This window comes from Embleya sp. NPDC008237, assembly GCF_042956465.1.
In the GTDB taxonomy this organism is placed as follows: Bacteria; Actinomycetota; Actinomycetes; order Streptomycetales; family Streptomycetaceae; genus Embleya.
On the sequence record NZ_JBIBGL010000005.1, the window covers coordinates 195,452 to 207,912 of the forward strand.

Below are 12,461 nucleotides of genomic sequence, written 5' to 3' on the forward strand. Positions count from 1 at the left end.
CGCGCGCTCCGCAGGAGGCACTCGTGACCGATACGACCCTGTCCCTCCCTCCGGCCCGGCCCGGTCGGCCGCCCGCCGAGGCGCCGCCGGCCGAACCACCGGCCGACCGACCGCGCCGGCGGATCTGGCTGCCGGCGTTCTGGGCGGTCGTCTTCGTCGCGTTCCTGGCCAAGGCACCGGGCCGGATGACATTCGAGACCAAGCTCGGCGTGGTCACCGACCCGTGGAAATTCATCGGCGACCTGGGCAGTCTGTGGCACGACCGGGGCGGCTTCGGCGGCCTCGCCGACCAGTACGTGGGTTACGCCTTCCCGATCCTGCCCTACTACGCGCTGGCCGATCTGATCCACCTGCCGATCTGGCTCGCCGAACGCCTGTGGCTCTCGCTGATCGTCAGCACCGCCTTCTGGGGCGCCCTGCGGCTGGCCGAGCGATTGCGGGTGGGCACCGCGCGCAGTCGGCTGCTCGGTGCGGTGGCCTACGCGCTGTGGCCGACCTTCACCATCGTGATCGGGTCCACCTCGGCCGCGGTGTTGCCCGGCGCGCTGCTGCCGTGGGTACTTCTGCCGCTGACCTCGCCGCGGCTGAACCCGCGTACGGCGGCCGCCCGTTCGGCGCTGCTCATCCCGTTCATGGGCGGCGTCAACGCCGCCTCGACCCTGGCCGCGCTGCTGCCGGTCGGGCTGTACCTGCTCACCCGCCCGGCCGGGCCGCGCAAGTGGGCGCTGATCGGCTGGTGGGTCCCCGGCCTGCTGCTCGCCACCGCGTGGTGGGTGGTCCCGCTGCTGCTGCTCGGCATCTACGGCGAGAACTTCCTGCCCTACATCGAGCAGGCCGAGACCACCACCGGCACGATGTCCGCGACCGAACTGCTGCGCGGTGCGGGCGACTGGGTCGCCTATCTGCACTTCGGCGAGCCGTGGCTGCCCGCCGGGTGGACCGTGGCGACCACCGTGGTGACCATCCTCGGATCGGCCTTCGCCGCCGCGCTCGGCCTGGCCGGGCTGGCCCGCCGGGACCTGCCCGAGCGCCGCTGGCTGACCCTGACCGTGCTGATCGTGGCGCTGATCGCCCTGGCCGGCTACGGCGGTTCGTTCGGCGCTCCGTTCCACGGCACCGCCCGGGAGTGGCTCGACGGGTGGCTGCGTCCGTTCCGCAACATCTACAAGTTCGAGCCGGGCCTGGCGCTGGCCCTGGTGCTCGGCCTGACCCACCTGGTGGGCACGGTGGGCGAGCGGAACCCCGTCCTGCCCCGACCGACCCGCCGGTTCGCGCCCGCGATCGCCGCGCTGCTGATCCTGCCCGGCCTGGCCTGGCCGTATCTCAACGGCACGGTGCTGCAACCGGGCGCCTTCACCAGGCTGCCCGACCACTGGCGCCAAACCGCCGACTGGCTGGAGAAGCACTCCCCGGACAGCCGGGCCCTGGTGGTGCCCGCGACCGCCCACGGGCTGTACACGTGGGGCTCCCCGATCGACGAACCACTCGACCCGCTGGCCGATTCGCCGTGGGCGCAGCGGGACTTCGTCCCGTTCGGCACGCCCGGGGTGCGGCGGGCGACCGACGCGGTGGAGCAGGCGCTGCTCACCGGCGGCACGGTGCCCGGATTGCGGGACTTCCTCTCCCGCGCCGGGCTGTACACGGTGGTGGTGCGCAACGACCTGGATCCGGACCAGATCGGCTACGTCCCGCCGGCCACCGTCACCCGCACCCTGGAGACCTCCGGCTACCACCGGGTCACCGGATTCGGGCCGTTGATCACCGGCGGCCGGATCCCCGAGGACACTCCCGTCCAGGTACAGGGCCTGTTCGGCCGCCGGCAGGCCGTCGAGATCTACGAGCCGGCCGCGGACACCCCGCGGCCCGGCCGGGTCGGCAGCCGCGCGGTGGCCGACACCGCGGTGCTCAGCGGCGGCCCGGAGGCGCTGCTGCAACTGTCCGCCGACCCCACCCTGCGCGATCGGCCCACGGTGCTCGCCGGCGACGCCCACCCGGGAATCGATCGACCCGGCACCCGGCTCGTCGCGGACGGACTGCGCCGCGCGGACACCCGTTTCGGGCTGATCAACGCCAACACGTCCTACCCGTACACCGCGAAGGAGCGAAACCCCTCCGACAGCACGCAGAACGCGGGCACGAAGCCGAAGCAGATCCTGCCCGTCCACGGAGCCGAGCACCAGAGCACCGCCGAGTTGCGCGGCGCGGCGTCGGTGAGCGCGTCCAGCAGCGGCAACTGGCTCTTCCACCTGCCGCAGTTCGACCCGGTGAACGCCTTCGACGGCGATCCGGCGACCGCGTGGGCCGAGGGCAGTCCCGGCGAGCCGGACGGTCAGTGGCTGAAGGTCGCCTTCACCGCGCCGACCGACATCCCCGCGTCGCTGTCGCTGACTCCGCTGGCCGGCGACGGCATGCGTGCCGCGCCGACCCGGGTGCGGATCGAGACCGATCGCGGCGCCAGGGACAGCACGCTGCAACCCGAGGGCACCGCCCAATCGGTGCAGGCGCCCCCGGGGTCGGCCAGGTGGCTCAAGGTCACCATTCTCGACGCGCGGATCGCGCGCTCCGGGCTGTCCGGCGCGGGATTCGCCGAGGTGGCCATCCCCGGCGTACAGGTCTCCCGGCTGCTGCGCCTGCCCACCGACGCGGACCGGAGCAGCGCCGAGACCTCGGTCTACTCGCTGCACCGCGACACCGACCCGGGCGGGCTCTCCCCGGTGGCGGCCGAGGACGGGCTGCACCGCCGGTTCACCACCCCGCAGGCCGGCGACTTCGCCTTCGACATCCGCGCCGTGGCGACGCCGGGCCCGGAACTGGACCGGCTGGTGCTGGGCGCCGCGCCCGGGCAGGCCAAGCGGATCACCGCGACCGCCGACTCGACCGGTCGCACCGGCCGTTCGCTCAGCCCGCGCAACCTCGTGGACGGCGACCTGACCACGGCATGGATCGCCGGGGACCGGCCGGTGGTCCACCTGAGCTGGCCGGACCGCACGATCATCGATCAGCTCGTCTTCGGCCCGGCGAGCGGGCTGTCCAGCCGACCGGAGGAGGTGCGGATCAGCTCTCCCGACGGCTCGGTGACCACCACGGTGGACGAGAACGGACTGGCCCGATTCGGGCCGATCGACACCGACCGCATCACCGTCACGATCACCCGGACCGCACCGCTGACCGTGCACAACCCGCTCGCCGGCAAGCGGCTGCAACTGCCGGTCGGACTCAGCGAGATCCACATCCCGGCACTGGCCGGTCTGCGCACCCGGCCGCCGGACCCGACGCTCGGCTTCACGCTGCCGTGCGGGCAGGGGCCCCCGCTGGCGGTGGACGGCGTGCTGCACGCCACCGCCGCCGCCGGGTCGGTGCGCGACCTGCTCGAACGCCGGCCGGTTGCGGTCAGGTTGTGCGCAGCGGAGGCATCCGGCGGCTCCCTGCCGCTGGCTCCGGGACCGCACACGGTCGAGGCCGGCAACCAGGGGCCGCTGGAGATCACCGACGTGACCGCGACCCGAGGCCGGCTCCCGGCCACGGCCCGGCAGTCCGCCCGCTCGGCCACCGCCGCCGACTGGAGCGGCGACCACCGCTCGGTACGGATGGGTGCGGGCGAGGCCACCTATCTCCAGATGTACGAGAACCACAACTCCGGTTGGAAGGCCACGCTGCACGGCAGGGAACTGCGTCCGGTGCGCATCGACGGTTGGCAGCAGGGCTGGTTGGTGCCCGCCGGCGCGGCCGGCACCGTCGAACTCGACTACGAACCGGGCGGCATCCACCGAGCCGGGCTGATCGGCGGCGCGGTCGCCCTGGCCGCCCTGATCGCGCTCGCCTTCGTGCGACGCCGGCGGTTGGAGCCGGCCGGGCTCGACGAGGCGCCGGCCGACCCGCCGCCGCCCGGACGCATCCTGGGCGTGCTCGCGCTCACCGTCGTGATCGCCGTGGTGGCGGGCCCGGTGGCACTGCTGGTGCCCGCGCTCGCGGTGGTCGCCCACCTGCGTCACCGGCTGCTCGCCCCGATCGCACTCGTGGCGATGGCCGGCGCCGGGATCGCGGCGGCGGTCGGCGCGGACGAGCCGGTGGTCGACGGTGCGGGCGCGTTCGGACCCGCCGCCCAACTGCTCGCGCTGATCGCGCTGTGCGCGGCGCTGGTGACCGCGGGCGGCCCCGACCCGGGCGGGCTGCCCGCCGGCGCATCCGGTCCCCGGCACGGCCGTTCACCACGCCGGGCACGGCCCACGTCCCCGGACGCACCCGAGCCTTGGGGACCACCGGGGCCGGGCGAGGCGAGGGTGTCCGCGGCCGGGCCCGCGTCGACGGCCGAACCGGCGCCGCCCGACCGAACCCCGGCCGGCGAAGCACCGACGCCGGGGCACGCCCACCCGGAGCGGGACGACCACACGGCGCCCCTGCCGAGCCACCCGCGGCGGGACGACCACACCGCGCCGCCACCGGGCCGCCCAGCCCGGCACGGCCACGTCCCGCCCCCGCCGGCCCACCCGGACCGGGAGGCCGACACCGCGCCGTTGCCGACGCCGCCGTCCGGCGGCAAGGAGGCCGACCGACCATGACCGCAGCCCGCCCGGCGCGGCCCGGACTCCCGGTGGAGCCGGCCCTCGCCCGGATCCCGTTCCCGCTCGTCGACGAGATGTCCCGGCAGGGTCAGCGGCCCGGCGAACCGATCGGGGTGCACATGGAGATCCGGCTGCCCGGACAGCCGGATCCGGCCCGACTGCGCACCGCGTTCGGCACCGCGCTGCGCCGACACGGGCGCATCCTGGTCCGCGAGGCCCCCGGCCGGTGGTACCGGCGGCGCTACGAATGGGAACTCACCGCCGCCCCCGACGTCGAATCGGTCCGCTTCCCGCCGGCCGGGCCGGACGCGTTGGCCCTGGCCCGGGCCAGGGCCCTGGACGAGGCGCCGCCGCTGTCCCTGTCCCCGCCGGTCCGGCTGGACGTGGTCCGCGCGTCCGCGACCTCCGGCGGGTGCGTACTGCTGTGCACGATCCACCACACCGCCCTCGACGGACCCGCCTTCCTGCGCGTCCTGGCCACCGCCGCCGAGGTGTACAGCGGAACCGGCGCGGAACCCGCCCCGGTCCGGGCCGCCCCGCCCGGCGCCGCCGGCTCGGGGCCGCCGCTGGATCCCGGCCCGCCACCGGCCCGCTCCGCCCGGGTCGCGCCGGCCCCCGCACCGCTCGCACACCAACGCCGGGGCAACGGCGTCCTCCTGGGCGAACTCCCGGTCCACCCACGCCCACCCGACGCCGACCACACCGTCAACGACCGTCTCCTCGTGGCCACATGCCTGACCATCGCCCGGTGGAACCGGCTGCACGGCGCACCGGCCCGGCCGATCCGGATCACCATGCCGGTCGACGACCGCCCCCGAGGCGTCGATATGCCCATCGGCAACGGCACCCGACTGGTCGAAGTCGCGTTCGGCGCCCGCGAGTACGCGCCCGCACCGAGCCCGGAGGCGATCGTCGGACTGCTTCGCCGCACGGCCTGCCGGACCAGGCGGCTCAGGGCCACGCCGGGTCCCGCACTCGGTCGCGGCGTGGCCCTGCTCGCCGCCCCGGTCCTCCCGGTCGACCTGCGGGCCGCGATCACCCGCGGCCTCGGTCGCGCACTCGCACCCTGGACCTCGACGACACTGCTCAGCAATCTCGGACGGATCCCCTATCCGCTGGACTTCGGCGACGCGGGCCGGGCGGAGGCGGTCTGGTTCACCGCGCCCACCCGCATGCCCCGGGGCCTGACGATCACCACGACCGGCATCGCGGACCGCCTGTACGTGGGACTGCGCTGGTCCCGCGCACTGCTCGACGACGCGGCCGGACAGCGGCTGTACGGCCTCTTCGCGGAATACCTCGACATCGTCTCGGCCGCCGCCCTCACCGCCGCCCCGGTCCCCCACGAAGGTGGTTCACGATGACCGCCACCCGCTCGGCCCGGCTGCGCGAGTTCTACGAGGACCCGGCGGTACCGGTCGCCTCCGGCTCCGAGCGCAGCCGACGCCAGGCCGCGATGCTGGCCCGCGCCCTCGGCCCCGGCCCGGCCCTGGTGGTCGACGTCGGCTGCGGCGACGGCTCGGCGGCCTCGATCGCGGGCCCGATGCCGGCCGGCCACACCCTGATCGGCATCGACTGGTCGCAGGAGGCGTTGCGCCGGGCGAGCACCCGCATGAAGCACCTGGTCCGCGGTGAACTGACCGATGAGGGGCTGCCGTTGGCCGACGCGAGCGTGGACGCGGTGCTGTTCGGCGAGGTGCTCGAGCACCTCGTGAATCCGGATGCCGCGCTGGACGAACTGCGCCGGGTGCTCAAGCCGCGCGGCCACCTGATGCTCTCCACGCCGAACCTGGCCGCCTGGTACAACCGCGCGTTGCTGCTCGCGGGCGTGCAACCGGTCTTCTCCGAGGTCAGCCTGCGCGGCATCCACGGCCGACCCGGCTCGCAGGTGGTCGGCCACCTGAGGCTGTACACCGCCCGCGCGCTGCGCGACTTCCTCACCGCGTCGGGCTTCGAGGTGGTCCGCACGGCCGGTGCGCCGTTCCACGGCGTGCCACGGGTGCTCGGGCCACTGGACCGGGCGGCGTGCCTGACCCCCTCGCTCGCCTCGATCCTGCTCGTGCACGCCCGGCGGGTCTAGGCCGTGTCCGGGCCCACAGCGCTCACCCCGTTGCGGCGCCGGGCGGGGTGCTGACCATGTGGTGGGGAGTGGCCGCGGCGCTGGTGGCCAACGTGCTCTACAGCACCGGATTCGTGCTACAGAAGCGGGCGTTGGGCAATCTGCCGGCGCTTTCGGTCGGCCGACCGCTTCGACTGCTGCGCCTGCTCCTGGGCAGCCCGCTGTGGTCGGCCGGCTCGCTGGCGCTGGCCGCCGGCTTCCTCGCCCAGCTCGCCGTCTACCGCACGCTGCCCATCGCCGCGGCGCAGGGCCTGTTCGTCGCGGGCCTGGTCCTGCTGCTCCTGTTGTCCTCGGCGGTGCTGGGCGAGCGTCCCGGCGGACGGGAACGCGCGGGCGTACTGGCCGTGCTCGCCGCCCTTGCCATGATCGTCGCCTCGTTGCGAGATGCCGATCCGGTCGGCGAACATGCCCCGCTCGGCCGGTTCCTGGCGGTCTGCCTGCCGGCTCTCGCGGCCGGCCTGTGGCTGTACCGCGCCGCGGACCGGCGCGCCCGCACCCCCGGCGGCCCACCCGCCACCGGCGTGGCCTACGGCGTCGCGATGGGCCTGCTGTACGGGGTGAGTTCGTTGGCGATCAAGGGCATCTCCGGCCGGCTCGGCCGGCACGGCATCGGCGCCACGGCCCTCGACCTGCTCCACTCCCCCTACCCGTACCTGCTCGTCGGCATCGGCGCGGCCGGCCTGGTGTTGTCCCAGACCGCGCTGCAACGCTGCCGGGCGTCGCTGCTCGTGCCGGTGTGCACCACGGTCTCCGCCCTGCTCATCGCCGGGCCGGGCAGCTTCGCCTTCGGCGAGGCGCTGCCGGACGACCGGGTCCGACCGGCCCTGCGCCTGCTCGGTGGCCTGCTCGCCGTGACCGTCCTGCTGCTCCTGCCCCGGCACGACCGGGACACCGGCCCCGCGGAGGACATCGACCCCGCGGAAGACGCGCACCGCACACCGGAAGTCACCGCCTCGCCAGAGGAGTCGCCCATGCAACCCGACGATCCGCTCCTCCGGATCCTGGCCTGCCCACTGGACAAGGGACCACTCACCCTGCTTCCTTCGGAGGACGCCTTGTACAACCCGAGACTGCACCGCCGCTACCCGATCGTCGACGGAATCCCCCAACTCCTCCCCTCTTCCGGCGTCCGGGTCTCGGACGACGAACACGCCCGACTCACCCGACGGATCGCCCCATGACGCTCGCCGCCCGGCTCGCGCCCCGGGTGCCCCCGCGACTGGTCATCGCCGCCGTCGACGTGCTGTACCCGCGCTTCGAACCGGAGTTGCGGCGGATCGCCGACTTCGTCCCGCGCGGCGGCACCGCCGTCGACGTGGGCGGCTGGTACGGCCCGTGGTCCCGGCGACTGGCCGGGCGCGCGGAGTCGGTGGTGACGGTGGAGCCGGTACCGCATCTGGCCGCGTTGCTCGACACCGGCACGCCGGCCAACGTGCGCGTGGTGGGCGCCGCGGCAGGCGACCGCGCCACCGGCACCGTCGCGCTGTGGTTGCCACCGGGCGACCGCGGTGATCGCGGCGTGTCCTCGCTCGTGCGCAGGCGGATCCACGATCGGGCGCTGGACGTACCCTGCGTGCGCCTGGACGATCTCGGCCTGACCGACGTCAGGTTCGTCAAGATCGACGTGGACGGCAGCGAATCGGCCGTGCTGCACGGTGCCCGGGACATCCTGAATCGGGATCACCCGGCGCTGTTCATCGAGTTGGAGGCGCGCATCCAGTCGCCCACGCCGGTGCTCGACTTCCTGCACCGACTGGACTACCGGGGCTGGGTGTTGCCCGGCCGGCACTGGCTGCCCCTGGCCGACTTCGATCTGGCCGGCCATCAGGCGCGCACGTCGCATGTGGCCGAACGCGGCCTGCTGCGCCGCACGTTGGCACCGTTCAGCCGGCGTTACGTCAACTCGGTGCTGTTCCTGCCGGAGGCTCGGCAGCCGGGTCCGGGGGCGGGCGGCTGACCATCGCGGCGTGGCACCGGGCGGCCCGCGCACGGGCGCCGTGTCGGTGCTCCCGGACCGGTCGCGTTCACAACAGGCCGTGGTCGTGTGCGTAGATCGCCGCGTGGGTGCGGTCGCGTAGACCCAGGCGGGACAGGATTCGGGAGATGTGGTTCTTGACCGTGCCCTCGCTGAGGAACAGCCGGGAGGCGATCTCGCGGTTGGTCGACCCGGTGGCGATCAGCCGGAGGACCTCGGTCTCCCGCTCGGTGAGTACGCCGGGGTCGGGTCCGGGCCGGCCCGGACCCGGATCACGCGCCGGCGCCGGCTGCCCGGGCCGCGGCGCCGGCGGTTCCGGGCGGGTCATGCCGGCGGCCAGGCGTCGGGTGATCGACGCATCGATCTGGGCGACGCCGGCCCGGGCCAGCCGTACCGCGGCGGCCAGTTGCGCCGAGGGCAGGCTCTTGAGCAGGTAGCCGACCGCGCCCGCGCGCAGCGCGTCCGCCACGTACTCGTCGTCGTCGAACGTGGTCAACATGATCACCCGGCACAGCGGTGCGCGCTCGCTCAGCCGCGCGACCGCGGTGACCCCGTCCAGCACCGGCATTCGGACGTCCATCAGGATCACGTCGGGCTGTTCGGCCATGGCCGCGGCCACCGCCTGGCGGCCGTCCGAGACCGCGCCGATCACGGTGATGCCCGGTTGCACGCCGAGCAGCGAGGCGATGCCCTCGCGGACCAGTTCCTGATCGTCGACCACCAACACCCGTACCGGGTCCTCCTCGTGCCCACTCATCGGCTCGACGCCCCGACGGCAACCGGAACACGCGGCACCGTGACCGTGACCACGGTGCCGCGTCCCGGTGCCGCGTCCACCTCGACCCGGCCGCCGAGCAGGTCGACCCGTTCGCGCATCGCCCGCAGGCCGAAGCCGTCCCGGCTGCCGGGCGGACGATCGCCGAGGTCCGCGCCCGGTGCGAAGCCGCGCCCGTCGTCGGCGATCACCAACCGTGCCTCGCGTTCGCCGTACCGTGCCGACACCGCGACGTGTCCGGCGTCGGCGTGCCGGTGCGCGTTGGTCAGGCCCTCCTGCGCGGCCCGATACAGCGCGGTGAGCGATTCGAGGTGGAATCCGCGCTCCTCGCCGCTCACGTCCAGGGTCACCCGGGCGGGGCCGCCGTCGACGTGCCGGACCAGCTCCGCAAGCGCCGTGGACAGCGAGAAGGCCCCGTCCTCGTCGCGCAACGCCCGTACGGAGGCCCGAACTTCGTCGAGTGCCCGGCCCGCGGACCAGCGCGCGTCGGCGATCGCCCGCTCGGCGGCCGGCGCATCCCGGTCCCGGAACACCGCGGCCTTCTCCAACTGGATGGCGATCGCGGTCAGGTGATGGCCCAGCCCGTCGTGGAATTCACGGGCCAGTCGGTTGCGTTCCCGGGCGACAGAGAGCTGCTCGACCCGGGTCGCGTACTCGGCCAACCGTTCGTGTGAGTCCCGCAGTTCGCTCAGCGTGTCGGCGAGCCGCGCCCGGCTCGCCTGCTCGCCCACCGCGATCGAGGCCATCACGACCGCGAGCGCCAGGCCCAGGCCGGACATCAGCAGGTCGGTGACGATGTCGGTGCGCAGGTACCACCCGGGCACCCACAACACGTTGCCGAGCAGGATCACCCCCACGCACACCGCGCTCAGCAGCACACCGACCCGCCGCCCGAAGGCGACGAACGCGGTGAGCGGAACCAGCACGAACAGCGCCCGGGACACTCCGGAGCGGTCCAGCCCGGCCGCCGCCGCGAACAGCGCGAGCCGGCCGATCAGAAGCGGCACCGCCTGCCGCGGCGGCGTGCGGACCGGGTGCCGCCGCACCTCCCGGCGATCCAGCGCAATCAGGAGCAACAGGCAGCCGGCGAACCCGGCCAGGCGCAGCGCCCGGACCGGACCGGGCGCGATCACCCCGCCGTAGAGTCCGCCGAGCAGCACGACGGCGTAGACGGTGGGCGGCACCCAGGGCATGGGCCGGGACGCCCCCGTGGTCGGGGTCGGCGGTGACGACGCGGCCATCCTGGCACCTCTGTTCGATCCCGAGTGCGGTGCGCCGAACGATACCGGCGGAGACCGCACGCACGACCGGTGCGGCGCAGGTCGTGCCCGTCCTTGGCCGAAGGTCATGTGCCGTTCGGCCGGTCCGATCGCGGCCGCGGGTGGAGCCGGGCGGTCGCGGACTGGCCATTCGGCATCTGTGGGCCACCGTCCGGCCCTTCCTAACCTCGGATCGGCGGGGTCCCGGGCTTTCCGATCGCACCGGGTTCACCCCGCTTCACCTGTCCATTCGGATGCGCTCCGGTCGTTCCGATCACCCCACGAAGGGCAAGATCTTGCCGAAGACCACCCGCCCACTCGTCGTCGCCGCGGCATGGCTGCTGACCGCGACGCTGGGCTCGACGGCGGCGAGCGCCGTACCCCCGTCCGATGCGGTCGCCGGATCGTCGTGCAGCGTGCGTGTGCCCGGCGCGGAGTACGTGATCGGCGCCTGCCTGGCCGATCTGACCACGGCCGGCACCGAGGCGTCCGGGCACACCGACCCGAACGACTGGGCCGGCCTGGAGGCGCCCGGCACGGTCGATCCGTCCGGCGTCGAGGGCGTCCAGCTCGACGGCTACTTCCCGGACACCTCGAAGACCAATACCAATCATGGGTGGCATCACGACGCCCAGTTCGTGATCCGGCTGCCGGAGAAGTGGAACGGCGGCCTGGTCGTCGCCGGCCCACCCGGCGTGCGCGAGCAGTACGCCAACGACCGGCTGATCTCCGACCACGTGCTCGCGCGGGGCTTCGCCTACGCGGCCACCGACAAGGGCAACACCGGCGAGCGGATCTTCGAGGACGGCCGGCGTCCCGGCGACGCCATCGCGGAATGGCACGAGCGGGTGGCCCAGTTGACCGTGGCCGCCAAGCAGGTCGCCGCGCGGCACTACGGGCGGCGGCCGGCGAAGACCTACATGGCGGGCGCCTCTGCCGGCGGCTACCTGGTGCGGTGGCAACTCGAACACAATCCGGGCCTGTTCACCGGCGGCGTCGAGTTGCACGGTGTGCTGCTCACGCCCGCCGCACCCAACATCCTGGACACCGCGCCGGCCGCGTTGCGCGCCTACCCGAGGTATCGCGACAACGTGCCGGGCGCACGGGAGGAGATGTACGCGGCCGGCTACCCGGCGGGCTCCGAACCGACGTGGGAGTTCCACTACCGGAAGTTGTGGGACTCGCTTCAACGCATCGTGCGCGAGGAGATCGACCCCGGGTACGACGGCCCCAAGGAGGGCGGCACGCCGTTCTGCCCGCCGAACACCATGGAGGGTTGCGACACCGACTACGTGTACGCCGACCGTCCGGCCGCCGTGCACAAGGTGGTGGAACGGCTGTCCCTGACCGGGCGGATCAAGCGTCCGCTGATCAGCCTCCAGGGCACGCTCGACGCGTTGTTGCCGATCACGAAGAGTGGTGACGTGTACGCGAGAATGGTCGACGAGACCGGGCGCGGCGGTCTGCACCGCTACTACCGGGTCACCGGCGGAATGCATGCCGACGGCCTGTACCCGGCGCTGCCGAAGGTGGCCCAGGCGATGTCGCCGTGCTTCGCCTCGGCGTTCGACGCCCTGACCGCCTGGACCACGCGCGGCACGCCGCCGCCCGCGAGCCACACCGTCCCGGCGGCTGCGGAAGGGGCGGACCGGGTCAACGGCTGCGGACTGTAGGGGTGCTCGTCGGCTCGCGCGGAGTGCGGCCGGGTCACGGGGGCGGCGGCGGGCCGAGTGGAGCGGAATCGGGGCCCTGACGCGCCGGGAGTGGGGCG

Annotated in this window: 8 protein-coding genes; 6 read left to right on the forward strand and 2 right to left on the reverse strand. The window is 74.1% G+C overall.

Annotated features, from left to right (window positions below):
* Window positions 1–23 precede the first annotated feature (23 nt).
* The 5 genes from ACFZBU_RS14715 to ACFZBU_RS14735 all read left to right on the forward strand — a co-directional run bounded on the left by ACFZBU_RS14715 (window position 24) and on the right by ACFZBU_RS14735 (window position 8,638).
* The gene (locus ACFZBU_RS14715) at window positions 24–4,559 is read left to right on the forward strand and encodes an alpha-(1->3)-arabinofuranosyltransferase family protein (RefSeq protein WP_391583921.1); all 4,536 of its coding nucleotides are present in this window, start codon (window positions 24–26) and stop codon (window positions 4,557–4,559) included.
* On the forward strand, window positions 4,556–5,926 hold the full coding sequence (locus tag ACFZBU_RS14720) for a condensation protein (protein ID WP_391583922.1): 1,371 nt from the start codon (window positions 4,556–4,558) through the stop codon (window positions 5,924–5,926). Before ACFZBU_RS14715 ends, ACFZBU_RS14720 begins: the two co-directional genes overlap by 4 nt.
* Complete coding sequence (locus tag ACFZBU_RS14725; RefSeq protein ID WP_391583923.1) at window positions 5,923–6,642, forward strand: class I SAM-dependent methyltransferase; 720 nt, start codon at window positions 5,923–5,925, stop codon at window positions 6,640–6,642. Before ACFZBU_RS14720 ends, ACFZBU_RS14725 begins: the two co-directional genes overlap by 4 nt.
* Before the next feature lie 1,010 nt (window positions 6,643–7,652).
* Entirely contained in the window at window positions 7,653–7,862 is a 210-nt protein-coding gene (locus ACFZBU_RS14730; protein WP_391584343.1) for a Trm112 family protein, read from the forward strand.
* Entirely contained in the window at window positions 7,859–8,638 is a 780-nt protein-coding gene (locus tag ACFZBU_RS14735) for an FkbM family methyltransferase (protein WP_391583924.1), read from the forward strand. The genes ACFZBU_RS14730 and ACFZBU_RS14735 overlap by 4 nt, the downstream gene beginning before the upstream one ends.
* Before the next feature lie 67 nt (window positions 8,639–8,705).
* Here the strand turns inward: ACFZBU_RS14735 and ACFZBU_RS14740 are convergent, their stop codons facing one another.
* Complete coding sequence (locus ACFZBU_RS14740) at window positions 8,706–9,413, reverse strand: response regulator (protein ID WP_391583925.1); 708 nt, start codon at window positions 9,411–9,413, stop codon at window positions 8,706–8,708.
* Entirely contained in the window at window positions 9,410–10,672 is a 1,263-nt protein-coding gene (locus tag ACFZBU_RS14745) for a sensor histidine kinase (protein ID WP_391583926.1), read from the reverse strand. Before ACFZBU_RS14745 ends, ACFZBU_RS14740 begins: the two co-directional genes overlap by 4 nt.
* Before the next feature lie 314 nt (window positions 10,673–10,986).
* Between ACFZBU_RS14745 and ACFZBU_RS14750 the strand changes: the two genes are divergently transcribed.
* Complete coding sequence (locus tag ACFZBU_RS14750; RefSeq protein ID WP_391583927.1) at window positions 10,987–12,363, forward strand: tannase/feruloyl esterase family alpha/beta hydrolase; 1,377 nt, start codon at window positions 10,987–10,989, stop codon at window positions 12,361–12,363.
* Window positions 12,364–12,461: the final 98 nt, after the last annotated feature.

What these genes read in the sequence shown, in the direction of transcription:
- ACFZBU_RS14740 (WP_391583925.1), bottom strand. Translation starts at nt 9,413, where the DNA reads ATGAGTGGGCACGAGGAGGACCCGGTACGGGTGTTGGTGGTCGACGAT.
- ACFZBU_RS14725 (WP_391583923.1), top strand. Translation starts at nt 5,923, where the DNA reads ATGACCGCCACCCGCTCGGCCCGGCTGCGCGAGTTCTACGAGGACCCG.
- ACFZBU_RS14745 (WP_391583926.1), bottom strand. Translation starts at nt 10,672, where the DNA reads ATGGCCGCGTCGTCACCGCCGACCCCGACCACGGGGGCGTCCCGGCCC.
- ACFZBU_RS14735 (WP_391583924.1), top strand. Translation starts at nt 7,859, where the DNA reads ATGACGCTCGCCGCCCGGCTCGCGCCCCGGGTGCCCCCGCGACTGGTC.
- ACFZBU_RS14720 (WP_391583922.1), top strand. Translation starts at nt 4,556, where the DNA reads ATGACCGCAGCCCGCCCGGCGCGGCCCGGACTCCCGGTGGAGCCGGCC.
- ACFZBU_RS14730 (WP_391584343.1), top strand. Translation starts at nt 7,653, where the DNA reads ATGCAACCCGACGATCCGCTCCTCCGGATCCTGGCCTGCCCACTGGAC.